Genomic DNA, 25,702 nt, shown 5'->3' on the forward strand with positions numbered 1-25,702 from the left:
GGATGCTTGCAATGGTCCGCTGTGCCAACGCCGCTTTAGCAAACGATGCGGAACATTCTATCCCAATGCCGCTGTCGCTATTTCCGCAATATGCACCGCGCGATAATCAACCGTCTCAAATCGACACATGTTGCCATGATTGGGTAAGCAGATCACAATGGGCATCAGTACCAAACATTCCCGCATGCGCCGCGCCGCTGCAAACGCTTTGGATACCAGTGTCACACGGTTGTTTTGTAAGTCATGCAGAAGGCGCGTTAGCCAACATATTGAAAGGTTCCGAATGACCTCCTCCAGCCATTTTTCGATGTCTCGCCGCCAGTTCCTTGCCACAACTACGGCCAGCGCCGCCGCAATCACCCTACACCCGTTTTCGGCCGCTGCTGCCGACAATCAGGCGCATCTTCGGATCATGGAAACCACCGATATCCATGTGCATGTCTTCCCTTATGATTACTACGCAGACAAGCCGCGCGATACGGTAGGCCTGTCGCGCACCGCATCGATCATCAATGACATTCGGTCAGAGGCAACCAACTCGTTGCTTGTGGATAATGGCGACTTTTTGCAGGGCAACCCGATGGGCGATTACATCGCCTATGAGCGTGGTATGAAAGAAGGCGACAGCCATCCGATCATCGCCGCATTCAACACCGTGGGCTATGACGCCGCTACTTTGGGCAACCACGAGTTCAATTACGGTTTGGATTTTCTGGAAAAGTCACTCGCCGGGGCGGATTTCCCTGTCGTTTTGGCCAATATTGCCAAGGAACAAGGCGCGGGGCCACGCGACGATAAGACCCTGGTCAAGCCTTACGCCATTCTCGACCGCGAGATTGAAATGGGCGACGGCAGTAAGCATCCGATCAAGGTTGGCGTCATTGGCTTTACCCCACCTCAGATCATGAATTGGGACCGCAAGCATCTGGAAGGCAAGGTTCAGGCCCGCGACATCGTCGATACGGCGAAAGCGTATGTGCCAGAAATGCAAGAGCAAGGCTGTGATCTGATCATCGCCCTGTCGCATTCGGGCATCGGTGAGGCCGATCACACTGGTGGGATGGAGAACGCCTCGGTCGTGCTGGCCGGCGTCGATGGCATCGACGCGCTGGTCACGGGCCACAATCATCTGGTCTTCCCCTCGCCTACATTCGCGGATCGCCCGGGTATCGACGTCGAAAAAGGCACGCTGATGGGCAAACCAGCAGTCATGGGCGGTTTCTGGGGCTCGCATCTGGGTCTGCTGGACCTGTTGCTGGAACGCGACGGGAATGAATGGCGCGTTGTAACAACGACGTCCGAGGCGCGCCCGATCTCAAAGCGCAACGAAGATCGCTCAATCACCGCGCTGGTTGGCGACGACCAGACCGTGCTGGATTCGGTCGCCAAAGATCACGACGAAACACTGGCCTATGTGCGCCGCGCCGTTGGGAAGACGTCCGCGCCTTTGCACAGCTACTTCGCACTCGTCGCGGATGATCCATCGGTGCAAATCGTGTCGATCGCGCAAAAATGGTATGTTGAAGAGATGATGAAGGGCACCGAGCACGAAGGGCTGCCCATCCTATCAGCCGCCGCCCCTTTCAAGGCCGGTGGGCGTGGTGGGCCAGAGTATTATACCGACGTTCCAGTGGGCGATGTGGCTATCAAAAACGTGGCTGACCTGTACCTCTATCCAAACACCGTGCGGGCGGTCCGCGTGAACGGGGCACAGGTTCGAGGCTGGCTGGAGCGTTCGGCAGGCATGTTCAATCAGGTCGAGCCGGGCTCGGCCGACGCAATCCTGCTGAACCCAGAGTTCCCATCCTACAACTTTGATGTAATGGACGGCGTGACCTATCAGATCGACCTGTCCCAGCCCTCGCGATTTGGACCAAAAGGCGAAGAAGTGAACCCAGACGCGGCGCGGATTGTGAACCTGTCCTTCAACGGCACGCCGGTTACGGATGACATGGAATTCATTATCGCCACTAACAATTACCGCGCGTCTGGCGGCGGGTCTTTCCCGGGCGCATTGGGCGACACGGTTGTCTTCGAGGCCCCCGATACCAACCGCGACGTCATCGTTCGCTACATTGTCGAGCAGGGCACAATTGATCCAAAAGCGGACGCCAACTGGTCCTTCGCCCCGCTCGCAGATACCACGGTGCTTTTCGAAACCGGCCCCAAAGCGCGCGACTATATGAGCGATGTCAAAGGAGTGGTGATCGAAGACGCAGGCGAAGGCGCCGATGGTTTTGCCGCGTTCCGCATTAAACTTTAAACGTCAAAGATTTTAAGCCGGCTGCCACCCCGACTAATGGGTGGCGGTCGCGCACCGAAGATGGCGAATTTTTTAAACACTTAAAACCGGGCTTTGGAGCAATCAGTCAAGTTCGCCGCTTTCTGACATCAAAATCGCCAGCGGTCGCGTAGAATGGATTTGCGACAAGATAATCATTACCACGGCAGTCAACGGTATCGCCAGTATGGTGCCTGCCAGACCCCACATCGCGGTCCAGATCGTCAGCGAAAACAGCACCATAAATCCGCTCAGGTTCACCGAGTTTCCGACCAAGCGGGGTTCAAGGAAGTTTCCGACAAACAGCTGAGCGGCCATAAGCGCGATCAGCGCGACAACGGCGTGCCAGATGCCGCCGAATTGCACGAGGCTCAGCATTACGGGAAACAGAACGCCAACAATGGAACCCAGGTACGGAATATAGTTCAAAAGTCCGATCAATATGGCCCAGAACATTGCGAACTCGATCCCAAGCAACAACATGATCACGTATGAGATCACAGCCAAAATGACGTTGATCAGGGTCTTTGCACTTAGGTAGCTGCCAATCTTCTGGTTGATCTGGGCGACGATTTGCAGCGACCGGTCAGCTGTTTCGGCATCACCCAAAGCCTTTCTAACTTTTTCCGGCATGTCATCCAGATCGGACAGGATGAACACAATATAAAGGATTGTCATCAACATGACCGTCCCGAAACCCTGCACTGTGGAAAGCGTCCCCTGCACAAAATCCAAAATATCGAACTTGCCAGCAATCGTCTGCTCGATCGTGGACCAATCTGGCAGTTTTTTGACGCCCAACATCGCCATTGCCGAGTCAATCAACGCTTTTAAATTGGTTTGGTAACGCGGGATATTCTGGGCGACCGCTTGCGCGTTTGCCTCAAGAAAGACCCCTATCAGAACCAACGTTAGAAATATGGCAAGCAGCGCAAGCAAACGGCGCCCGCGGCGTGGAATGTGGCGCAACCCCGGAACACGGCCGATTGTCGAGGCGGTCGAGTCCAGAATGTATATCCCGATTATGCCTAGAAGCACCGGAAGAAGGATACTTTTGCCCAGCACCAGCAGCCAGCCGATGACAACAGCGACGATCAGGCCAGATGCAAGTTTTGTCACATTAAACAGCAGCATATCTTCGCTTTCGGTCGGACGGGTGGTTCCTTTTGTGCCGGGTTCAAGGCTTACATTCAACTTCTTTCACGCGATCTGCGCGCCCCGAGCGCGGTGACGGCTGCCCGGTGCAGGAGGCGTTTCGCGACCACCGGCAAAACACTGGGCGATTGACATCCATTCGGCAGCAACCGGCCCCTCCACCTTCAGCGATGTATCCGCGATGTTGCGGGTTTGGGCTGAGACCTGTGCAAACTCTACCGCAGGGCCTGTTATCCGATTGTCCCCCCGTTCACCGAACTCCCACAAGGCTCCGGATGGCGCGGTCAGTTCAAGCCGCGGCATCGCCTCGGGCACAGGTTTGCCGTTGACCTGATAGGCCCAGCCAAACGTGTTCACACCCAGAATGACGATGTTCTTGACCCGGTCATGTTCGACGCGCTCGACACCAAGAACGTCAAAAACCTCTTGCCCATGTGCCCAAGTCTCCATCTGACGGGCCGTGATCGACGAGCGTACAGACATATCCGGACCGGCCCATTTCACCCGGCGCTTGGGATCGAGATCGGCCCAACGTGTACCAATATCTGTATAAAGTGTCCGCCAGGAATCGCGCAGCTCGTTCCCACGCAGCAGGATCGCTTCGTTCTCGGCTGCGCGCAGCCCTTCGGCCTTGGCTTTGACAAGCAATGCCCCAATGCGCGCAGTGAACGCGTCGGGGTTCTGAAGCGACAGATCTGCCATCTGGTTCCAATAGTGCAGATGCACCAGAACATCGTTCAGCGTCCACCCCTTGAACTGAGTTGGCACTTCCCATTGATCACCCGAAATATCGTCCAGAATGGCAAACAATGCCTCGCTTTCTTGCAGAAAATCCGTTGCCTGTTGCACTGCTTGTTCCCTCAATTTTGTGTTTGCCTATCCGATGTCCCCGGATGCAGTGTCTGAGCGGCGGTGACCGACACACACCCAATTCTATCTATATTTCGTCAATCTCGATCATCACATCCCCCGCGCTCAGCTGTTGCCCGACCTCAACGTGGACAGAGGTGATGACGCCAGCAACGGCGGCAGTGATCTGGTGTTGCATCTTCATGGCTTCGAGAACGGCCAGACAATCGCCTTTGGAAACGCTTTGACCGGGTCTTGCCGCCACCTCGACTAGGGCACCCGGAATGGGGGCGGTGACGCGACCGCTAGCGATCGTTCCCGCATCCAATGCACCGGGACGCAGGCGTCGAAACGTCAGGCGCTCGGCGCCGATGGCGATCTGGGCTGTGTCGCGGGTTATGTGTGCGGTGGCGTCGACGGTGTTATCATTTATGCGTGCCCGGACCTTCCCGCTGCTGCGCTTGATAAACGAGACATCATACGCGTTGCCCTCAACCCATACCGTCCATCCATCGGGGCGAGAGAGTGCGTGCGCTTGTATCTCTTCGTCACCATAGGCAAGCGTCACGGCGAACGGCGGTAACGCCGCGCTGGACCAACCCAGCTGTTCGGCTGAGACATAGCCCGCCGCAGCCCTTGCGCCGGCCTGATCCGCATCCAACAACAGCGCAGCAGCCAAGGCGATGTCCGGCGCAGTTACGCGGTACGCAGGAAAGCCCCGGGGGTAGGTCCGATCCAGAAATGTTGTAGTTGCATCGCCGGCAATGAAATCTCTGTGCTGCAGCACATCTGCAAGAAACCGCGAATTTGTCACCGTTCCCAGCAAAATAGTTTCATTCACAGCCTTGATCAGCCGCGCACGTGCCGTTTCGCGGGTTGGGCCGTGCGCGATGATCTTTGCAAGCATGGCGTCATAGAAAGGCGATACCTCTTGTCCCTGCTGAATGCCGAAATCCACACGCATTCCGGGACCGGACGCAGCCTGCCAGAAATCAATTGGACCGGTCGCCGGCAGATATCCGTTAGCAGGGTCTTCGGCATAAAGCCGCGCCTCGATGGCGTGACCGTTCATGGTGACGTCTTCCTGAGAGATTGGAAGGGCGTCACCCTGCGCGACAGCAATCTGTAGCGCCACTAGGTCGAGGCCAGTGACCATCTCGGTCACAGGATGCTCAACCTGCAGTCGGGTGTTCATTTCAAGGAAATAGAACACGCCGGACGGTTCCAAAAGAAACTCCACGGTTCCGGCGCCGCGATAGCTCACCGCACGGGCCGCCTCAGTCGCCACAGCCCCCATTTTTGCGCGCAACTCTGTCGTCATGACCGGGCTTGGGGCTTCTTCGATGACTTTTTGGTGGCGACGCTGAACCGAGCATTCCCTTTCGCCCAGATGAATTACGTTCCCGCACCCATCGGCAAAAACCTGAAATTCGATGTGGCGCGCATCACCGATCGCTTTCTCAAGGATCAGTTCGCCGGATCCAAAAGCGCTCTCGGCCTCGGATCTTGCGATTGAAATCGCCTCAGAAAGAGCGTCGGCAGATTGGACCACGCGCATTCCGCGTCCACCGCCACCAGCTGCGGCTTTGACCATGATGGGAAAACCGATTTTGCTCGCTTCAGCGACCAGTGCGGCACCCGATTGATCATCGCCTTCATACCCTGGAACGCAGGGAACGCCCGCGCCAATCATAAGGCGTTTGGCGACGGCCTTGTCGCCCATCAGCCGGATCGCTTCGGGATCGGGTCCGATAAAAGTCAGACCCGCGGCCTCGACTGCCGCTGCAAAACCCGCATTTTCGGACAAAAACCCATAGCCCGGGTGGATCGCCCCTGCCCCAGTTTCCTGAGCCGCAGCAATGATCTTTTTTGCGTTCAGATAGCTGGCACCAATCGGCCCTTCACCGATCCAAACTGCCTCATCAGCAAGTTCGGCATGGGGTGCCCGAGCGTCAGCGCTTGTATAAACGGCCACTGTGCGCAGGCCAAGCGACCGGGCGGTTCGCATGATACGCGCGGCAATTTCCCCACGATTGGCAACGAGAAGCGTGTCGAATGTCATGCCTCAGCCTCTGCTATCTGTCTTGGATGTGGATTTGGTGAGTAATGCAGCATGGTCAGAACCTGTGCACCCCGTACGAACTGGGTTTGACCGTTCGCGCGCGACCCTCAAGGCAGGTTTCAAGGCAAAAACCCAGCACACGCCGCGTGTCGCGGGGGTCGATGACGCCATGATCGATACACCGGCCCGAGGTGTAAAATGCATTCTCCTGTCGTGTGAAATGTGCTGTGATCGCTGCCTTTTGCGCAGTCAGTTTGGCTTCGTCGGGGTCGATCCCTTTGCGTTTGAGCCCTGCGCGCGCAACCAGTTCCATCGTCCCGGCGGCTTGCTCACCTCCCATCACGCCCGTTGCCGCATTGGGCCAGGCGAACAGGAAGTCCGGGTCATAGGCGTAGCCGCACATCCCGTAATTGCCGGCCCCGAAACTTGCCCCGACATAGAGCGTGATCTTGGGCACATCGACCGACGTAACGGCCTGGATCATCTTGGCCCCATGCTTGATCATGCCGCTTTGTTCATATTGGGTGCCGACCATGAACCCTGTGATATTATTGAGAAAAATAAGGGGAATATCGGCCTGACCACATAACTGGATAAACTGTGCGGCTTTGTTCGCGCCTGCAGGGTCCAGTGGCCCGTTGTTTCCAAGAATACCCACAGCGATACCATTGATTGCGGCCTGCAAACAGACAGTCGCTGAGCCATATTCGGGCTTGAAATCCTCAAAATCCGAGCCGTCTACTATGCGGGCCGCAACCTCGCGGACGTCATAGGGAACGCGATAATCTGTTGGAACAATGCCTGCGATCTCATCCGCATCATATTTCGGTGGCTGCACTTCTTTGCTGCGACGCACAGGCAAGGATTTGTTCCAATCCAGCCGGGCCATCACGTTCCGCGCCATTTCGATACCGTGCGCATCATCCTCGGCCAGATAGTCGACCAGCCCGGATGTGGTGGCATGCATCTCGGACCCGCCCAGATCACGGTCATTGGCCTTTTCGCCCGTCGCCGCGTGAACCAAGGCGGCACCGGCCAAGGCGGCCATGCCGTTGTTCTTCACGCCAACGACATAGTCTGCAAGGCCGGGCATATAGGCCCCACCGGCGGTTGACGGGCCGTGCAGCACTGCAATGTTGGGCAGCCCTGCGGCCGAATGGCGGGCCAGATTGCGGAACAGTTTGCCGCCATTGGCCCAGAATTCGACCTTGTATTCCATCAGGTTTGCACCGGCGCTTTCGACAAGATGCACAAAAGGCAGGTTCTGTTTCAATGCCATGTCTTGCGCGCTCAGGAAGGCCGCAGCTGACATCTCGACCATCGCGCCGGCCTTGATCCCTGAATCGTCGACGATGATCATGCAGCGCACGCCCGAGATGAAGCCGATGCCGATGACCAATGACGTGCCCGGAACCGATTGCTCAGGATCGCATGTATCGACGCAGTAGCCCGCCAACCCGTGCAGTTGCAAAAAAGGCATGCCAGGATCCAACAGTTGGGCCAAACGGTCACGGGGTGTGATCTGCCCCCGGGCTTCCATCCGTTCGCGCCGTTTCTCTGACAGGGCGACAGGACGCGCTTCAAGCGCGCGCATCTCGTCGACAAGAGCCAGCATATCGGCTCGGTTCTTGGCAAAGCTGTCAGAATCGCGGACGACTTTACTGACAAAACCCATCAGCTTTCTCCTCGCTCGGGATATGAGAATAACTCTGCAGGAATCCTGATCGGTGTGGCCAGCAATATCTGGGCATAACTCTTGCCTTGCGCGTCGTTGCTCAACGAGGCGACGCCACCGCCACCCAGCGCATTGTGCAGCAGAATGTTCATGGAATGCGTTCCTGGAAGATAGAACCGTTCGACCCTGCCAGATAGGTGGTTAGAAAAAACATCTGCCAGCGTCGCTTCGGTCAGCGCGGCCCAAATGTAGGGCAAAAAGGTAGCATGACGTGCAATGACCCCAATGTTTGCGGCGTCGCCTTTGTCTCCAGATCTAGCCCAGGCCAAATCTTCCAAGGGGCATGTGATCCACTCGGTCACCTTTTCGTCGGCTATTTCCGGGGCTTTTGCCGGGACAGGTTCCGGGTCTTGTGGGGACGTTTTCGGCGGATTGTATGCGATATCGTCCCCATCCATCGTTACGCAATAGGTCAGCGTGTTGTTTGGCACCAAGAAGGAAAACAGGGCAACGACTGGCGAGGGCTTTGGACGCCCTCCTCCGGTAAAGATGTGCAACCCCGGCGGTGCGGCCAGTGCGCACCCGGTCATTTCACGCAGGAATACGCCAACCGCGCGAGGGTCATCGTGTTTCACGGCTACCTTGAACGAGATCTCTTCGTAATCGCCGTCGCCAGGCCGACCTCCGAAGGTTTCAAACGACACCTCGCGATAGTCGGGGGTGCCCATCCGTTGCAGGACAGCGCGCGCGCGATCCAACCCCGCTTGGGCAAAAGTCTTCGCCTTTTGTCGTGCCTCACGCCCGTTGATCAGAATCGTCATGCCCGCGCGATAGCCATCCGCCCAGGTGGCGGACACTTTGAGTTGCCCGGTCGGCGCGCGGCCTTTTGCACCCGAAACGGTTACATGGTCTGGCTCGGATTGCTCAATCCTGACATTGGAAAAGTCGCAAATCACGTCAGGCAGAATATAGGACTGCGGGTCGCCGATCTCATACAGCATCTGCTCGCAGGCCGAAGCTGGGGCCACACATCCCGTCGTGCCCTTCGGCTTGGTCAGGACCAACCCGCCATCTGCGCTTACCTCGACAATCGGATAGCCAATTTGGGCGATATCCCCCGCCATTTCCCAATCCGTGAAATTCCCGCCAGTGGCTTGGGGTCCACATTCCAGCAGATGCCCCGCAAGCGACCCGGCAGCCAGTAAGTTGTGGTCCTCGTGCCGCCATCCAAAATGATACATGCACGCGGCCAACGTAAGTGCGCTGTCGACGCAGCGGCCTGTGATGACGATGTCAGCCCCGGCGTGCAGCGCCGCCAATATCGGCCCTGCCCCAATATAAGCATTCACCGAGGCGATCTTTTCGGTCGGTGGCATCGGCGCACCGGAAAACATCTCAATCCGATCGACAAACTCAGCAACACGCGGCAGCAAGTCGTCGCCTTCGACCACTGCAACTTTCAAGTTCAATCCCAATTCAGCAGATTTGCGACGTAATTCACCAGCACAGGCAACTGGGTTGACCCCGCCTGCATTTGACAACACCTTGACCCCTTGCTCGGCGATCTGGGTTAAATTTTTGGCCATTACGTCAGAGACGAAATCCACCGCATATCCCATTTGGGGGTCTATAAGGCGGGCTCGGGCCATGATCGACATGGTGATTTCGGCCAGGTAGTCGTAGACTAGAAAGTCAATCTGAGGGGCACGCAGCAATTGCTGTGTCGCATGAGGGGCTTCCCCCCAAAAACCACTTGCTCCTCCGATCCGCAGAGAATGTGTCACGCCACGTCTCTCCCGCTTGGGTACGATCTGCAGTTTACAGACCGACTGTTCTGTTTTTATGATCAACTGACCTCCTTGGTCAACGAAGATTTGCCACTGCGACGCGACGGAAGATGACGGATACGATGCCAAAAAAACCCTCGGTCCAGGATCAAAGGTCCCGGGATATGCAGGCCAAAATCTGCAATGCGACGGTCACCTGTCTGGATCACCTTGGGTATGCCGAGACTACTTTTGCCAAGGTGCAAGCCAAGGCGGGCATCTCACGCGGGGCAATTACGCATCACTTCCCCACGAAACAGGCCCTGGTCGCAGCTACCGCGATGCGACTGCTGGGCAATGTGCAAAACCCGCTCTGGCCACATGATCGCGCCCCTCAGCCCGTCTATGATCTGATTATGTCCGCCTGGGCCAATATCGTAAATTCCGCAGGCGGACGTGCCATAGTCGAGATTCTGGTTGCTTGCCGAACCGACCCAGCACTGTTCGGAATGCTTGAACAGAGCCTAAGAGAATGGGACAAATCGAACCTGAGCCTGATCTCAGCCCGGTATGTCAGCGCAACAGGCAACCGTGACGACACTGAATTGTTGTGGAGCATCGCCCGGAATTTCCTGCGTGGTTTGTTGTTGCATGAGAAATTTGTTTCGTCGCCAGAATACCTTACGCAGATGATGGATCGCTTTGCTCGCATGATGGAAAGCCAGCTTCAGGTATTGCCCGAAAATGACGTCGAGGAGGTCGAATGACCCTGCCATCCCCTTTCATGACCCCTGAACGCGAAGCTTTCCGCGGGAATTTCCAGCGGTTTGTCGATGCCGAAATCAAACCTAATATTGAGCAATGGGAGGCGGATCGCAGCGTCCCATGGGAACTGCATGCAGCAATTGCTGAGTTCGGAGTATATGGCTTTGGGATCGATGAGGAATATGGCGGCCTGGGTTTCGACAACGCCTTTATGCGCCATGATTATAGCGAAATCCTGTTTGGTTGTGGGGCATCCGGTATCGGAGCCGCCGTAGGGGGACGCACGATTTCAATCAGCCCAATTGCGAAATTCGCTTCCGAGGAGTTCAAACAAAAAGTGCTGCCCGAGATCATCTCGGGGCGCATGATGTCGGCCCTTGGGATCACCGAACCGGGCGCAGGGTCGGACGTTGCCAATATTCAAACAAGGGCCGAGTGCAAAGGCGGCAAATGGATTCTGAACGGGGAAAAGACCTATATCACCGGGGGGATGGATGCCGAATGGTTTGTGGTTGGTGCCCGTACCGGTGGCCCAGGATTGACCGGCATTTCGTTGTTTTTAGTCCCTCATGACGCGACCGGATTCAGCCGTACACCTTTGGGTGGCAAGATGGGCTGGCACAGTTCACAGCAAGCAACGCTGCATTTCGATGATTGCGAGCTGGATTCTACTGCGCTGTTGGGGCCTGAGAACAGGGGCTTCATCGCAATCATGAACAATTTTAACTTTGAACGGCTTGGCCTGACATCCGCTTCGTTGGGAATGATGAAACTATGCTACGATAGTGCGCTGGACTGGGCACGGGAACGCGAGACATTCGGCAAGCGACTGGTCGAACATCAGGTCATTGGCCACAAATTTGCAGAAATGTCCGCCCGGTTAGATATGAATGAGGCATATATCGAGCGGATCTGCTGGGCGATCGAGCAGGGCCTGATGCCTGTCGCCGAAATTGCCAAGGCCAAAGTTCAGGCCACGACGTCGCTGCAATTTGTTGCTTCCGAAGCGATGCAGATCTTTGGCGGTGCCGCCTACATGCTGGGTAACCCTGTCGAGCGTGTCTGGCGCGAAATCAAAGTAATGGCAATTGGCGGCGGATCCGAAGAGATATTGCGCGATCTGGCCGTGCGCCAGATGGGATTGGCCGGGCAATAGCGGCGACGTTGCGGGTCCGCATGCGCGTACTATGAACGTGAAGAGGTCGCCGACAGGCCAGCCTTAGACAAGTTCTTTTCCTGGCAATTGTCCGTAAATGATCAATGCACAATTGCGCAATCATTTATGACAATCTAAATTGCACCAAACTCATCATGCGAGGGAATTATGGATATTTGGTTCTATGTGGGGCTTGGCTTGTTGATATGGGCTATCAGAGACTTGGCATTTGGTTCGACCTACTTGTGGGAACGGGTAACCCGTGCCGAAAAACCGGGAACCTACTGGGTTTGTGTTTTGGTTTGGCTAGTCGCTGCGTTGGCTATTTTGGCCACGTCCCCAACGACCTACTACCTGTTCTCCTGACAACACGTTCTGAAAAGAAGGCCATGCAACCCGCCGTTCCAAGACATGGAGACCGGTGTTTTCACTATGGGTGCAGTCACCTTATCGTTCGCTTCGCGAACGCACCCGACTGTTCAGGTGTCAAAATCCAGTCGGCTATCCATTATAGAACTTTATCGATTGCCTGAATGCCCGCAAATGCGATCCGGAATGGAAAATTCTCTGAAACGATATGGTGCGGGTGGAGGGACTTGAACCCCCACGCCTTGCGGCGCCAGAACCTAAATCTGGTGCGTCTACCAATTTCGCCACACCCGCAACCCAAGCACTCAGTGCCAGAATGTCGGCGTGAATAGCAAAGCTTGCTGCGGAGTGCGAGAGGTAAAATTGAGTTGTGCACAAGATTATTGATGACATCGGCGGAACATGCTTCTGAACTGACCGCCGTGCACATAGATGTGTGCTGGACGCCGCTGCCAAGCAGGATGCAGGTTATTCTCATATGTTGCTGTTCGCGGCAGGAAAGCAGTCTGATTATTGGCGTTTTCCGAGCAGATAAAAAAGATTCCCAGGTCAATTTTTTTCAATTTCATTGTTTTGCATTTAGCAACATTCAGGTCCTTTTGGTGACAGTTTGAAAACTATCTAACGTTGAGTAAAGTGCCTCTCATTTAAGACCCTGCAATGGTGAGAATCCAAAGACGATTCCAACAAACACAAATTTTACAGACGTCCTCTGCGTAAATTATGTTGGGTTGGGTTCAAAAGAGATGGCTAATTGACTTTTATTAACAAATTACTAAATCCGCCCTCAAAAGTATCGCACATTTGCGCCGTTGCAAGTTTTGTCCTCTTGAATGCTGCAAACGACAAATGGCGCTGTCTACATCGATGCCGAAAATACGCTCGTAAGTTGTGGTTTAAAAATACCGCCGACCACAATTGCGACACAATTCAAACGCCAAAAAATCTTATTCGCGTCAAAATAAGACCGCCTTGAAAGCCGCTTATAGGCATAAGGAGTTAATGAGTCTTTTTTGCCTTCGGGCGCTGTACGAGTTTTTTCGCTCAACTCCAGTACAAGGGTCTGAAACGTGACCAATATGATGAACTCCGCTGCTGCCGAGCAAGAAGCCGTTGGTCTTGCGCGTGAAAGTTTTCTTGGCGAACTCAAATCCCTGAACCGCGACCATCCAAACACCGGGTTTGGCGTCTCGTTGCGCACACGCTCGGGGCGGCAATACTTGCTTGCAAACTCGCGTATGCCGCTGCCCGAAACCAAATCCGAGGGTTTTCCGACCGGGCGTCGTCTTGCCCGCCTTGAAAATAGCGAGCGCTTCAGCTCGATCGAAGTTTTGGCGGATTGCCACACCTTCGAGTCGATTTCGCCGGGCGCCGAAGCCGCTATCCTGGGCAATGCGCTGAATCTGATCGCCCGAATCGACACCATGACCAGCACGCCAACAGACACGTTGGCCGCGACAGGAACCGGAGGCTGAACATGGCGCGCAACGACCATCTTTTGTCAGTTGGCAATGAGGCACTGACGCCCATGACGTCAGCGATGAACTCGCTGACCGCACAGATTGATCAATTGACAGAGGTGGCGGATGCGCGCTCGTCCGCCCGCCTTGCCACGCTGAAGACGCGGATGGAGAATTTCTCGGCCAGCGTTACGATGGTCGGGCAGGTCAAGGCCGGCAAGTCTTCGATCGTGAACATCTTGGCTGGGCGCCCCGCCCTGCTGCCATCGGATGTGAACCCGTGGACATCGGTGGTGACCACGTTGAACATCAACACCCGTACCGAAGGCGACAAACGCGCCAAGTTTACCTTCTTTGAACAAGAAGAATGGGACAACCTGATGGTCGGCGGCGGCCGTCTGGGTGAGCTGGCAAATCGCGCCGGCGCCGATGACGAGATGGATGACATTCGCCGCCAGATCGGCGAGATGAAGGCTAAATCCGAATCCAGATTGGGCCAGCATTTCGACCTGATTCTGGGGCAGAGCCATCAATATGATTACTTCGACGAAGAGCTGATCCAGCGCTATGTCTGTCTGGGCGACGAAGATGACCCGGACATCAACCCCAAGACCGGGCGGTTCGCCGATGTGACGAAGTCGGCGGAACTGTATATGGACATTCCGCAATACCCGATTGCGTTGAAACTGTGCGACACGCCGGGTGTCAACGATACCTTTATGGTCCGCGAACAGATCACCCTGCGCAGCTTGCGCGGATCTGAGGTCTGCGTTGTTGTTCTGGCTGCCAGCCAGGCGCTTACAACTATGGACATGGCGCTAATGCGGATTATCGCCCAGTTCGAGAACCGGCAGATCATCCTGTTTGTGAACCGAATTGACGAACTGGCTGATCCAGTCAATCAGGTCCCCGAAATCCGTGACCGTATTCAGGACACACTCAAGCAGAACAATATCGATGCCAATACCAGCGTTGTCTTTGGCAGCGCATTGTGGGCTGAGGCCGCGTTGACGGGCAACCCCGAGATTCTGTCCGATGAATCCCGCGAGGCGTTGAACACGTTCTATCTGGCCGCCGGTTTTGGCGATCAGGCACCCTCGCTCGACAAAATCTGGGCGCTGTCCGGCCTGCCCGATTTGTTGTTGGCCATGAACGAGCGCATCGCCGAAGGCGCGGGCACCCGTTTGTTGGATCGCGTCCGCCACCGCGCCCGCAACATAGCCAGCCAAATCCGCGCCACGGCCGTTGCCAAGACCCTTTCGGGCGGTGAAGGTCTTGTGCGTGATCTGGATGGTGTATCGCCGGAGGACGCGATCGCCACACTCTCGGATCAATACGAAAAGAAAGTAGCTGAACTGACCGCATCCTTACGTGCGAAGGTGTTGGAGAGACTGAATTCAGCGGAAGCCAACTTTGTCAAACGTGCAACGGATTCGCTGATTGCCCACCTTGAGCGGAACGGCGAACAAGGCACGTGGCAGTATGACCCGGCGGGTCTGCGGACCTTGCAAAAGGCAGCGTATTTCAGCTTTGCGCGGTCGATGCGCAAAGAAGCAGGTGCGCTGTACAACACGGCGGCCGCAGATATTGAGACGCTGTATCAGAAGATACTGGGCAACCACCTGGGTGAGTTCAGTATCGAAGCACCCATTGTTCCGCGTGTCCCACCCCCACTCGGAATTGGACGAACAATCGCATTGGACTTGCAAAGCACCTGGTGGCGTCGCTGGTGGCAGCGCCGCAAAGGGTTCGAAGCCTATGCAGCCGACTATACGCGCCTGATCGCGTCCGAGGCGAATTCGATCACCAAGGACATCGAGGAAAATCAGGTCGCAGCCGTGTTGGAAAACGTTCGCGCGATCCTGTCGGATTTCATGCGCGAGCAGAAAGAGACGTTGCTTAGCATTTCGGCTTCGGCCGAGAGTGACCCAAGCCGCAACGCAGCTCTGATGGCAGGACTGGCACCACAGAAATCGCGTGACGATATTCTGGGCGACATCCTGAAAGATCTTAGTAACGAGGCAGCATAAGTAGCGATATGGCAAAAGACTCACAAACCCGTTTCGTCTCGCCCAAGGCATGGGAACGCATTGAGCAGTGGTCCCGCCGCAAGCCGATCTTTGCGCTTATGGGAGAGTTCAGCGCTGGCAAATCGACGCTGATCAACTTTCTGCTTCGGTCGCACACGCTGCCGACTCAGGTGACTGCCACGCAGTTGCCGCCCGTCTGGTTCAGCTGGGGCAAGCAATCTGCATATGTACAACGCCATGACGGCAAACGCGAAAACATCGAGCTAGATGCGTTGGAATCCGTCGGCGTCAATGACGCTCAATTCGTTCGTATTTTCCTTGAATCCGACATTCTCGAGGCGGTCGATCTGATAGACACGCCCGGCATTTCGGACCCCAAGATTTCAACCGATGTCTGGCGTCGCGCCGTGGGTCAAGCCAATGGGGTGCTGTGGTGCACACACGCCACCCAGGCCTGGCGCGAGACCGAACGGGCGACATGGGTCGCGCTGCCGGAACGGTTGCAACACAACTCGCTGTTGTTGGTCACCCGCGCGGATACACTGGGCACGAAGGACCGTCAGAAGGTGTTGCGCCGTGTAAACCGCGAGGCCGGGCATCTGTTCAATCGATCGATTTTGTTCTCGGCCCGCGATGCTATTACCGCGCGCGACAAGAGTGGCGACGCCGAAATGTGGGGACGCAGTGGCGGCGGCAAGATGGTGGACAGCTTTCTTGAGATCACCGAACAGATCATGGACAACCGAGCAGACATGCTGGCGCGTTACCAGATCGACAACAGCCTTGCCCATATGCCCAGTGTGCAACCTATCCGCCCACGCAAACACGGCGAGAGCGCAGAGCAGCCTGCCCCGCTAAAGCTGGTCAATCCTGTTCAGGACGAAAATCTGCAGGACGAAGTCGTTACGAGCTTTCCGGTCCGTCCTGCCCGGGTCGAGGCACGCTCAGGCGACACTGAACGCGCACCCCGCATTGACGCGGATGAGGCCGAACGGTTGCGGGCTGAAATGACCGCGATCTCGGAAGAGACCACGCCCGAAACAGATCAGGACGAGCTACGCTCTTTCTTCCGGGAAACGCCAAGTCAGCCTCTGAATTTGGCGGATGTTGTCGAGATCCCTTCCGAAGAAAACGCGTTTCTTGAACTGGATGACGAGGATCTCGACGAAGAAGAGCCCCTGGAACTGGAAGCCGAAGTCGAAGCAGATCAATCGGACGTTAGCGCCGATGGTCAGGATCCTTTTGTGGCGTCGCTTGGAGACAAGCTGGCCGACGTACCTGAAACTGTTGAGACCGACAAACCCGGCGCAGACGCGCAAAGCGCTGATGTGTCAGTGTCCTCCATCGCCGCCTTGCTCGCCGAGCAATCGGATGGTGCGGCGGATGAATTCGAACCGGAACCTGAAACCAGCGGCCTGATGGAAACACAGATCGTGCATATGCCGAACGGCACGTCATCCGAGGCGGAGGCCGAGTCTGAATCGCTTGAGCAACTGCTCAATGTGGAGGCCGGATCAACACTCAGCGCATCGGCGATGTGGCGCGAGATCACAGCTGGTGAGGATCTTCCCGACGACTCGGAAGGCCTGAAAAAGGTTTTCATGGCCTTCTTGGAAGAGTTCGACAAGATCGCCGCTGAACACGGCGCCCGTGACGAAAAAAAAGACGTTTCAACGCTTCCGAAAGCCGGGAACAAGGGCGGGGCTGAATGGCATGTTTTATAACGTGAAACCAAAGTAGAAGGACGGGAAGCCCGATGTCTATCGAAGCCGCACTGAAATCTGCGATGGAAACGATACCCGATTGCGTCGCAGCCGGGTATGTCGACATGGAAACAGGGATGTTATTGGGGACCAGTGTCCGCGATCAAGAGGACGCCGAAGTGCTGGACAGTCTTGCGCTTGCAGTGGCGAACCTGTTTCAGGGCGGCGGCGTGGGTGCTTTTGAAGCCTTGCTGCGGAAATCGGGTAATGCTGATACCGAAAATCCGGGATTTGGGGAAATCGCGGTGTTTTCAAAGGATCGGTTGAACATTTTCTTGCGGACGCAGGCCTATCCGGATCATGTGGTCTGCTACATCTGTCGCAACAGCGCGAATGTAGGATTGGCACTGACAAAATCGCATCTCAGTCTGGGGCCCGTCGCGGCCGCAGTTTAGACGGGACCAGAGGGGGTCACGGCATGATGGATACAAACATACTCGATTTGCTCGAGGACATTGGGCGATCATCGGTGGCCCGGCTGGAGCCAGCCGTCGCGCTTGCTGGTGACACTGCGCTTGAGCGTCGCGAAAAGGTGTTGCAGTCCATCCGTGGCACTGTTTTGCCGCGCCGGTTAGAGTTTACGGCTGCCAATGGCGATTGTCTCGCGATTGAGGTCAACAGCTCTCGGGTTACTGATGTCTTTCGTGTCCGGTCCGGCGTTGCGCCTGATTTTGAGACCGAAGAGCGCGATACGCTGGCTGGCCAATTGGCACAGTTGGTAACCGATATTGCCGCGGCGCCTGCACCGCTCAACCTGATATCCCTGCGGCCGGACGCCACGCTGGAAGCGGACGATGTCGGAATCACTTTTAGCGAAATCGCTAGTGCTTGCACGATGATCGAAATGCCTGCTGAACCCGTCATAGCGGTCGTTCCGGACACTGCCGAACCCGCAAATGATGTGGAAGCAGCAGACGAAGCCAGCGATTTGGCCACCCAGTTCTATCAGCGCAGCCAGCGTTTGGCCGTTGGTCGCATCCAGGTCAAAGCCGAAGACGGGGGAATGGTTCAGTCAGACGGCGATTGTAGTGAGGATCAGCCATTTCATGCAGATCAAACTTTGCTGACGCAGTTCGCGCGTGACCTGTCGGGCTGGGATGATGACGCTGCCGCCGCGCTGGATCATCCGCAACTGATCGTCATGCGTCCGTCCGGCGGTAAAGGTTCTGGTTTGGCCGTCCTGAATGACGGCAAGGAATTCTCCATGGTCGTTCACGAGGCGCGTAAGCTAGGCGCCATTGTGAATCTGTGGACATCTCTGACGGAGCGTTCCAAATGATAGCGCCCGTAATATTCAATTTTTCGACTAATTCAATCTGTGATTGCAAGTACCCAGGGTAACAGTATGAGTGAAAATAACCGTCGTGAGTTAATTCGAATCGCCGAAGACATGAACGGGGTCAGCAACGACGAGACCCGCCAGTTTATTTCGCGCATTGTAGGCGATCTATCAAATCTGAAACCGTCAATTGCATTTGTCGGGCAAATCAAGGCTGGCAAGTCCCGCCTAATCAATGGGTTTACGGGGCAGGCCGAATACCTGCCCTCGGATGTTAATCCGTGGACGACCGTAATCACCGATATGCATTTCGGTCACCCCTCGGGTCGAACCCAAGGGGCCGAATTTCATTTCTTCGATAACCGTCAGTGGCAGGCTCTGATCGCCGAGGGCGAAGAGCTGCGCAACATGTTCCCCGATGACGAGGACAGCTATAAACGCGAGATGATCGAAGAACAGGTCGACGCGATGAAAACCCGCGCCCAACTGCGATTGGGCGACAGCTATGAGCAGTTGCTGGGTCAGCATCACGATCTGGAGCAGTTGAACTCGGACGATCTGGCCCGTTATGTTTGTGCGGGTGACGATCCGACCGACAGCGAAGAATACGACCCCGGTTCAGATCGGGGACTGTACAGCGACATTACGCGCAAGGCCGAGGTCTACTTTGACATTGGCCATTTTCCGTTCCCGCTGACGGTCACGGATACGCCCGGCGTCAACGACCCGCTGCTGATCCGCGAAGAAATCTCGCGCCAATACCTCAAGGAATCCGATTTCTTTGTTGTTGTATTGTCCGCGCATCAGGCCCTGTCCCGGGCGGATCTTAAGCTGTTCCGCCTGATGCAGGCACTGGAACTGGGGCAGATCGTCGTCTTCATCAACCGCGTGGACGAACTGGGCGGCGGCGCTGAGGACGCTGGAAAAGTCCGGACGGACGTGTTGGATGGCTTGGAAAAAGCCCTGGGCAACTCGGACATTGATGTTCTGATGGGCAGCGCCCAATGGGCCCATTATGCCTTGACTGGTGACGATACCGGCGTGAACCACGATCACGTTCTGGCTTGGCTGCGCGCCCACCCCGAGCAGATGAAGCAATATCTGGACGGTGTAGAAGAGATCAAACAGGGCCCCGGCCCAATCAGCCGTGAGGGCGTTTTGCGCTTTGCCGCAATGATCGCCTCTGGTCTACCCGATCTGCGCCGCCACGTTACGCACGCCTTGACCCAAGGGCCCCGTGACGAACAGCTCAAGATGGCCTGGCAGCACCTTAACAGTTTTGCGCAAGGTGAGCTGGAACGGTCTAAGGCCCATCTGCGCGTAATTGACGACGAAAACTCCGCCGACATTACCGACGGCGACGAAAACGACAAAACATTGGCCGAGCTGCGCTCGCTGGTTTCGCAAAAAACCACACAGATCATTGACGATATGGATGATGTGTTGGCCAATCTTCGCGGCGTCATGGATGACACTGTATCCGAAGCCGTCTCCGCCGTTGTCCGCGGACCGAATGGCGATTCCCCTTTGTTGGCCAAGGGCGGTGACACTGAATTGAACTTTTCGCCGCTGCGGGATCGCATGCGCGAGCTGGTTCAGGGTGCAACACAGGTGGTGCGGCAGCGAATGCTCAGCGAACTTTACGCCGTCGACATGAACAGCAATGCCGCGCTTCGCGCCCTGCCCGGCTGGCAGGACCCGGCCGATAGTCGGATGAACACCAGTGCGGTTCGGTGGTTCCGTCCGGATACCACTGCACTGACCCGGGGCATCACCGTGGAATTGCGCGTCAGCTGGTTGTCCCGGCTGATTTCGCGCAAAAGTGTGGTCGCTCGGGCCGAGCGGATGATCGTTCAGGAATTCGAAATGATCGGGGACGATCTGGTGGACACGGCGCGCGCCGATCTGCTTGAGCGTCTGAACACCGTTCTTGACCATTATATGGCATTGTTGGCCGGACATCTTGAACAACGGGTCGGAACCGGCCAAACCAATGTTCGTGCAGAAGCACAGGCAGCATTCGATCAGGCGCAACGTGTCGCAGATGATCTGGATGCGGTATTCGGCGGCAATAGCGCGGACAAGAAATTAGCAGAGGCTGCGGAATGATTGAATTTCCCGGAACCGAACAGGAAGTACGCAAGCTTGAACGCTTCCTGACCGCCACCGAAAACCTGCCGTCAGAGGCCGGTCTGGACAAGATGCGCGAGCGCGCCTTGTTCCATGCCGAACGGCTTTCGAATGCGGTCAATATCGGTTTTGCCGGGGAATTCGGGGCCGGGAAATCCAGCCTCGCAAACATGCTGGCCGGGGCGGACATTCTGCCAACGGGTCCGCAGCATCTGAAACTGCCATTGGTCATCGTGGCCTATGCGGACGCACCGGAAACCACGGTTGGCTGGTGGGACAAAGAGCCCAAAGTCTATTCCGGCATTGCGCTGGAAAAAGCCGCAGCTGATAACCCTGATTTTATCTCGGTTGGGTTGAATACCCCTGCCCTGCAAGAGATCTCATTATTCGATCTGCCGGGAACCGGCGCCCTGGATGACACCTACAAGTCCACTCTGGACCTATTGTCCTATGTCGATTGTGCCATCTGGTGCACGAACGGAACCAATGCCTGGCGTGAGACTGAGCGCCACCTGTGGGCACAAGTTCCGCAAGAGTTGCGCTCGAACAGTTTGCTGGCCGTAACCCACGCGGATCTCCCCCCGGTTCGGGACGCGCTGGACCGTGTTCTGCACCGGTTGGAAAAAGAAAAAGGTAAATTCTTCCGGTCTGTCGTGCCCATTGGCACACCGGTCGCCGTCAAGGCTATGGCGCAAGAACCCGAGCCTGATTTTGATCTGTGGGAGACCTGTGGCGGTCAAAATCTGGCCGAACAGGTCCTGCAAGTCGCATCCGAGCGGCGTTTGAAGGATTTGGAAGCTGCCCAAAATGACATCGAGCAGGAGTTTCTTCCGTTTCTGGCCAGCCTGAACATCGCAGAAGCTGAACCAGCGCAGGTCGAAGCGCCCTCAATTCATGCGACGCTGGAATCCGCCCTTCCCCCGCTTGAAAACCCGATCCTTGAAGACTGGCTGGCGGCAATTGCCAGCATCTATGACGACTTGCGCGAGACATCGGATATTGAACCCGCCGCATTCCTGAACAGTTGTCAGGAAATCGTCGAAGATTTTGCAGAGCGTCTGGAGCAAGGGGGCGAAATCGCCACTGAAGCCGACTGGATTCCCGGTGAGTTTGAAAAGGCCACTGATCTTCTTTTGCTGCTGCAATTCGAAAGCGGTGACGCGCCACTGAAGGATGCAATCAGCATCCTCGCCCAGCTCAGCGATAACCTCGCCTGGGCCGGCAGCCGCGTCGATTCCGTTCAGGCAAAAACCGGAACCTGACGCCTACCCGTTTTAATTGAGCCGCAATGCAGCGATTCGAAGCCCTCAGAATCGCGCGTTTATTGTTTCGGATTTAGTGACCAATCCGCAAAAAACAGGCACTCAGTCCGCAAGTATTGCCGCTAGAAAATCAACATTTAGATTTTCGTATGGGAAAGAGCACGATATATAGATTTTCTTTGCGCTGGGTTCTTAGTGAAGCCATCGGGCGGCCCCAATAAAGTCAAATTTGAAACGTCTAACGTACATGAGTGTCCTGCGGTTGTGTTTGGTTGTGAGTTCGCGGGCTGAAAGCCCAGTTAAGTAAGCCGCAAAACGATTAGAACGGGCGGAAAGAAATGAGCCACAACCAGGCCGTCGGCGCGACGCACGACGAACCGAAAATCGAAGGTCTTCAACCAGGCGCCAAGCTGTTGCGCGGGCAGTACGAGATCCTGCGTTTTATCAGCAATGGCGGATTTGGGATCACCTATCTCGCGCGGGACAGTCTGGAACGCGAAGTTGTGATCAAAGAGTGCTATCCCGGTGCCCTTTGCCGTCGTAACGGCGATATGGTTGAACCGGTCGAGCCGGACTACAAGGACGATCTGCGCGCAATCATCGACTTGTTTATCCTCGAAGCACGCAATCACGCTCGCTTGGTACACCCCAATATCGTCGACGTTCATCAGGTGTTCGAAGACAACGAGACCGCTTATATCGCGATGGATTTTATCCGTGGCTGCGATCTGCTGGACTACGTTGAAGATTCCAAAAACAAAGCTGGCCCGGACTTTATCGTTCAGGTCACTGAAAAAATGCTGTCGGCGGTGTCTTTCATCCACCAAAGCGGCATGCTGCACCGCGATATTTCGCCCGACAACATCCTGATCGACGAAAATGGTGATCCGGTACTGATCGACTTTGGCGCCGCGCGCGAACAGGCTGCGCACCAGTCCGCCGCGCTGATGACCCTCCGGGTTATCAAGGATGGTTATTCGCCGCATGAGTTTTATGTACGCGGCGCGGAACAAGGGCCAAGCAGTGACCTCTATGTTCTTGCGGCGACCCTGTATCACGCCATCAGCGGCGAACGTCCGATCGACGGTCAGACTCGCCTGAACGCATTCAACAACGGTCAGACGGACCCCTACACACCGCTGGCGGGGCGTATCGAAGGCTACCCCGACGGGTTCCTGGAAGCCATTGACAAGGCGATGGAAGTTCACGCAACGGATCGCCTGCAGACCGCATTAGATTGGCTACGCATGTTCCGCGGCCCCGGCGTGATGTTCGACAGCTTTGACTATCGGCCGGTGTCGGTGATCGTGGCGATGGACCAAAAAGACGAAGAAGAAGAGAAAGCCAGGATCAAGGCTGAAAGCGAAAACGCCGAAGCCGTTGTCACCGCATTGCTTGCCGGAAACACTGACATTGCACTGGGCAATGAGGACAAGAACGACGACGGGCTAGCCACGTTCACATCGAAGGATGAAGTTCCGGTCGCGGTGGATACCGTGGTCAAAAGCGGGTCCAGTGGTGCAGGCAAAATTGTTGCGGGTGTGGCCGTGGTCGCCGCTTTGGCGGCGGGCGGGTTCTTTCTGATGTCCGGAGAGGAAACTCCGGCCGAAGACACCGCATCGACGCAAACGCCCGTAGTAACGGAAACGGTGGAGGAAACCGCCGCAGTCGAAACATCCGAGCAGGAACCGGTCGAGCAAGTGACCGCAGCCGAAGTGGAGCCGGCATCAGAACCAACTGAGACCACGCAGGCCGAGGTCGCACCCACTCCAGAGCCTATCGAGCAGGCGCATGAAGATCCGGTTGCCACGGAGCAGGAAGAAGCTGCGGCGACGGAAACGGCTGAAGCCGGGACCGTCGAGCCGACACCGCCTGTTCCGGCGGAACCGGTGAACCTCGCAGAACAGCAGATCGCATTCTCTCACTGGGACGTAGACATCCCGTTTCAGACATCACGCCGCCGGGCTTCGACCGGCAACGTGATTGCGATAACTGGTGTTGACCAGGATATGGACGCGTCAATTGTGGGTGAGTGGGTCACGCGCGGCGCCACGATCTTCACTCTGAACGGCAAGCCAGTGCAGGCAGATACGACTTTTGCTGCTCAGGTGTTGAACGATCTGAATGTGGACCCGGACGGCTACATCCGCGTTTCTGCCCGCTATCGCACATTGGGTGAAACCCGCCCTCAGAACGGATTGTTGGCACTGCCCGCAATGCACGTGATCGGCTTGGAAAATGGCTACGTTTTCACAATTCTGAACAAAGACGGTGCGGGTTGGACAACAGTTCTAAGCTCGGTTCCGCCGGAGGCGGCAGGCAGCTTGCAGGAAGGGGATGTCCTGGTCTCAGAGACAATTTCTGGCACTGGCATTGATAGCTCGGACAGCCTTGATGTTTTGTTGGCCAAACTCGTTTCCGAAGACCAGCCGCAGGCCCGTTTCAGCGTTTTGCGCAGTGGCGTCGAGACGGATGCTGACATGCCATTAGCGCAGGAGTGATCTGACCGGTTCGTATGTGATCTGCCAGTATGTATTTGCTGAGGGTAGCGCCAAATTCGGCACCCCTGACGGGAACCGGCCCGTCGCGGAAATAGAAAGTGACCTTGTTGTCACAAATATCCGTGCCGTTGTGCAACCGCGCACAGAGGTAAGAAGCAGCCCCATAGGACCGTTGTCCTGTGCCAAGGAATAAAGGTGTCGACACCATGTTCAAATACAAAAGCCCTCTTAGCCGGCTTCTCGAAGGTGCCGGCAAACCGAAAGAGAACGAAGCCGAAGAAGCGGTAGCGCCAGAGGCGGAAAAGGCCGAACCAATCGCCGATTTCAATGCCCTGCGCGAAGCGCTGGCAGGCGGCAATATGTCCTCGGACAGCTACGAAGAAACCGATGAGTTGGTGCCCGAAGAGAAAATGCCGGAATTCTCTGAGGAAGACGTAGCAGATGCAACTGAGGCTGAAGATGATGTCGTCGTCGCTGAAGTTATCGCAGAAGTTCAGGACGTGGCAGACGAAGTACCCGCGCTCGAAGAAGAAACCGTGTTGACGCTGCACTCGGCAGTTGAGGAAGAAGTCGAAGAGATTGTCGAGCACGAGGTACTTGAAGTCGAGGAACCCGAGCCGGAACAGATCATCGAGGTAATCGCTGACGAACCCGCCGCAGAACCGGTGCCAGAAGCACCGGTCGCCGAAGAAACACTGGCTGAGGTTGCACCGGTTCCGCAGCCCGCGGCTGCCGAAGATCGTCGTGGTCGCGTCAAGACAACCTTCCTGGGTTTCGAACGCGCCGACACGCATGTGCAGGACCTGATCGAGACAGCAGAACCTGCAGCCAAGACAGACAATGCCGAACAGTCTTTCCCGGTTGGTTGGCTGGTCATCACTGGTGGTCCGGGCCGGGGTGCGAGCGTAACACTGACCGAGGGCTTGATGCAGATTGGCCGCAACGACGATCAGGCCATTCAGCTCGACTTTGGAGACACTGGTATTTCCCGCAGCAACCATGCGGTGATTGCTTATGACCCCGAGGACCGCAAATGTTATCTGGGACACGGCGGCAAGGCCAACCTGGTGCGTCTGAACGGGAAGCCGGTTCTCAGCACCGTCCCACTGTCCAGCGGGGATCTGATCCGCATCAGCGAAACATCAGTCCGCTTTGCCGCCTTCTGTGACGATGGCTTTGACTGGCGGGATTCCTAATAG

At 56.2% G+C, this 25,702-nt stretch carries 18 protein-coding genes and 1 tRNA gene; 13 read left to right on the top strand and 6 right to left on the bottom strand.

Going from position 1 to position 25,702, the window contains the following annotated elements:
* Positions 1–283 precede the first annotated feature (283 nt).
* Positions 284–2,263: a bifunctional 2',3'-cyclic-nucleotide 2'-phosphodiesterase/3'-nucleotidase gene (locus AC2FD9_RS11930; protein ID WP_496837032.1), complete on the top strand. Its 1,980-nt coding sequence runs from the start codon at positions 284–286 to the stop codon at positions 2,261–2,263.
* Between the two features lie 102 nt (positions 2,264–2,365).
* On the opposite strand, the gene AC2FD9_RS11935 is transcribed toward AC2FD9_RS11930, so the two are convergent.
* The 5 genes from AC2FD9_RS11935 to AC2FD9_RS11955 form a co-directional block, all read right to left on the bottom strand.
* Positions 2,366–3,475, bottom strand: coding sequence for an AI-2E family transporter (locus tag AC2FD9_RS11935; RefSeq protein ID WP_496837034.1), 1,110 nt, complete (start codon positions 3,473–3,475; stop codon positions 2,366–2,368).
* A gap of 6 nt (positions 3,476–3,481) precedes the next feature.
* Positions 3,482–4,285, bottom strand: a complete 804-nt coding sequence (locus AC2FD9_RS11940) for a TIGR03084 family metal-binding protein (RefSeq protein WP_496837036.1) — start codon at positions 4,283–4,285, stop codon at positions 3,482–3,484.
* 88 nt (positions 4,286–4,373) lie between these two features.
* A complete protein-coding gene (locus tag AC2FD9_RS11945; protein WP_496837038.1) occupies positions 4,374–6,347 on the bottom strand; it encodes an acetyl/propionyl/methylcrotonyl-CoA carboxylase subunit alpha in 1,974 nt (657 codons plus the stop codon).
* 55 nt (positions 6,348–6,402) lie between these two features.
* Positions 6,403–8,022: an acyl-CoA carboxylase subunit beta gene (locus AC2FD9_RS11950; RefSeq protein ID WP_496837040.1), complete on the bottom strand. Its 1,620-nt coding sequence runs from the start codon at positions 8,020–8,022 to the stop codon at positions 6,403–6,405.
* Positions 8,022–9,806, bottom strand: coding sequence for an acyclic terpene utilization AtuA family protein (locus AC2FD9_RS11955; protein WP_496837042.1), 1,785 nt, complete (start codon positions 9,804–9,806; stop codon positions 8,022–8,024). Before AC2FD9_RS11955 ends, AC2FD9_RS11950 begins: the two co-directional genes overlap by 1 nt.
* A gap of 125 nt (positions 9,807–9,931) precedes the next feature.
* On the opposite strand from AC2FD9_RS11955, the gene AC2FD9_RS11960 reads away from it, so the two are divergent.
* The 3 genes from AC2FD9_RS11960 (at position 9,932) to AC2FD9_RS11970 (ending at position 12,075) form a co-directional block, all read left to right on the top strand.
* Positions 9,932–10,555: a TetR/AcrR family transcriptional regulator gene (locus AC2FD9_RS11960; RefSeq protein WP_496755910.1), complete on the top strand. Its 624-nt coding sequence runs from the start codon at positions 9,932–9,934 to the stop codon at positions 10,553–10,555.
* Positions 10,552–11,709 (top strand): acyl-CoA dehydrogenase family protein, encoded by a 1,158-nt coding sequence (locus AC2FD9_RS11965; RefSeq protein ID WP_496755908.1) that lies wholly within the window; start codon positions 10,552–10,554, stop codon positions 11,707–11,709. Before AC2FD9_RS11960 ends, AC2FD9_RS11965 begins: the two co-directional genes overlap by 4 nt.
* 168 nt (positions 11,710–11,877) lie before the next feature.
* Positions 11,878–12,075 (top strand): hypothetical protein, encoded by a 198-nt coding sequence (locus AC2FD9_RS11970; protein WP_282119378.1) that lies wholly within the window; start codon positions 11,878–11,880, stop codon positions 12,073–12,075.
* 212 nt (positions 12,076–12,287) lie between these two features.
* On the opposite strand, the gene AC2FD9_RS11975 is transcribed toward AC2FD9_RS11970, so the two are convergent.
* Positions 12,288–12,372, bottom strand: a tRNA-Leu gene (locus tag AC2FD9_RS11975).
* Between the two features lie 785 nt (positions 12,373–13,157).
* On the opposite strand from AC2FD9_RS11975, the gene AC2FD9_RS11980 reads away from it, so the two are divergent.
* From AC2FD9_RS11980 to AC2FD9_RS12020, 9 genes are all read left to right on the top strand, one after another.
* A complete protein-coding gene (locus AC2FD9_RS11980; protein WP_496706320.1) occupies positions 13,158–13,553 on the top strand; it encodes a hypothetical protein in 396 nt (131 codons plus the stop codon).
* 2 nt (positions 13,554–13,555) lie between these two features.
* Positions 13,556–15,568, top strand: a complete 2,013-nt coding sequence (locus AC2FD9_RS11985; protein WP_496837044.1) for a dynamin family protein — start codon at positions 13,556–13,558, stop codon at positions 15,566–15,568.
* A gap of 8 nt (positions 15,569–15,576) precedes the next feature.
* Positions 15,577–17,292, top strand: a complete 1,716-nt coding sequence (locus AC2FD9_RS11990; RefSeq protein WP_496837046.1) for a dynamin family protein — start codon at positions 15,577–15,579, stop codon at positions 17,290–17,292.
* 32 nt (positions 17,293–17,324) lie between these two features.
* On the top strand, positions 17,325–17,726 hold the full coding sequence (locus AC2FD9_RS11995) for a hypothetical protein (RefSeq protein WP_109311066.1): 402 nt from the start codon (positions 17,325–17,327) through the stop codon (positions 17,724–17,726).
* Between the two features lie 23 nt (positions 17,727–17,749).
* A complete protein-coding gene (locus tag AC2FD9_RS12000) occupies positions 17,750–18,610 on the top strand; it encodes a hypothetical protein (RefSeq protein WP_496837048.1) in 861 nt (286 codons plus the stop codon).
* Between the two features lie 66 nt (positions 18,611–18,676).
* A complete protein-coding gene (locus AC2FD9_RS12005; RefSeq protein WP_496837050.1) occupies positions 18,677–20,719 on the top strand; it encodes a dynamin family protein in 2,043 nt (680 codons plus the stop codon).
* Entirely contained in the window at positions 20,716–22,002 is a 1,287-nt protein-coding gene (locus AC2FD9_RS12010; protein WP_108859664.1) for a dynamin family protein, read from the top strand. Before AC2FD9_RS12005 ends, AC2FD9_RS12010 begins: the two co-directional genes overlap by 4 nt.
* Positions 22,003–22,340: 338 nt before the next feature.
* On the top strand, positions 22,341–24,503 hold the full coding sequence (locus AC2FD9_RS12015; protein WP_496837052.1) for a serine/threonine protein kinase: 2,163 nt from the start codon (positions 22,341–22,343) through the stop codon (positions 24,501–24,503).
* Positions 24,504–24,709: 206 nt separating this feature from the next.
* The gene (locus AC2FD9_RS12020; RefSeq protein WP_496837054.1) at positions 24,710–25,699 is read left to right on the top strand and encodes an FHA domain-containing protein; all 990 of its coding nucleotides are present in this window, start codon (positions 24,710–24,712) and stop codon (positions 25,697–25,699) included.
* Positions 25,700–25,702 lie beyond the last annotated feature (3 nt).

It is taken from the genome of Ruegeria sp. YTSC230, from assembly GCF_059609665.1.

Coding starts and splice junctions, on each gene's coding strand:
- AC2FD9_RS11930 (WP_496837032.1), top strand. CDS start 284: ATGACCTCCTCCAGCCATTTTTCGATGTCTCGCCGCCAGTTCCTTGCC.
- AC2FD9_RS11945 (WP_496837038.1), bottom strand. CDS start 6,347: ATGACATTCGACACGCTTCTCGTTGCCAATCGTGGGGAAATTGCCGCG.
- AC2FD9_RS11950 (WP_496837040.1), bottom strand. CDS start 8,022: ATGGGTTTTGTCAGTAAAGTCGTCCGCGATTCTGACAGCTTTGCCAAG.
- AC2FD9_RS11960 (WP_496755910.1), top strand. CDS start 9,932: ATGCCAAAAAAACCCTCGGTCCAGGATCAAAGGTCCCGGGATATGCAG.
- AC2FD9_RS11965 (WP_496755908.1), top strand. CDS start 10,552: ATGACCCTGCCATCCCCTTTCATGACCCCTGAACGCGAAGCTTTCCGC.
- AC2FD9_RS11970 (WP_282119378.1), top strand. CDS start 11,878: ATGGATATTTGGTTCTATGTGGGGCTTGGCTTGTTGATATGGGCTATC.
- AC2FD9_RS11980 (WP_496706320.1), top strand. CDS start 13,158: ATGATGAACTCCGCTGCTGCCGAGCAAGAAGCCGTTGGTCTTGCGCGT.
- AC2FD9_RS11985 (WP_496837044.1), top strand. CDS start 13,556: ATGGCGCGCAACGACCATCTTTTGTCAGTTGGCAATGAGGCACTGACG.
- AC2FD9_RS11990 (WP_496837046.1), top strand. CDS start 15,577: ATGGCAAAAGACTCACAAACCCGTTTCGTCTCGCCCAAGGCATGGGAA.
- AC2FD9_RS11995 (WP_109311066.1), top strand. CDS start 17,325: ATGTCTATCGAAGCCGCACTGAAATCTGCGATGGAAACGATACCCGAT.
- AC2FD9_RS12000 (WP_496837048.1), top strand. CDS start 17,750: ATGATGGATACAAACATACTCGATTTGCTCGAGGACATTGGGCGATCA.
- AC2FD9_RS12005 (WP_496837050.1), top strand. CDS start 18,677: ATGAGTGAAAATAACCGTCGTGAGTTAATTCGAATCGCCGAAGACATG.
- AC2FD9_RS12010 (WP_108859664.1), top strand. CDS start 20,716: ATGATTGAATTTCCCGGAACCGAACAGGAAGTACGCAAGCTTGAACGC.
- AC2FD9_RS12015 (WP_496837052.1), top strand. CDS start 22,341: ATGAGCCACAACCAGGCCGTCGGCGCGACGCACGACGAACCGAAAATC.
- AC2FD9_RS12020 (WP_496837054.1), top strand. CDS start 24,710: ATGTTCAAATACAAAAGCCCTCTTAGCCGGCTTCTCGAAGGTGCCGGC.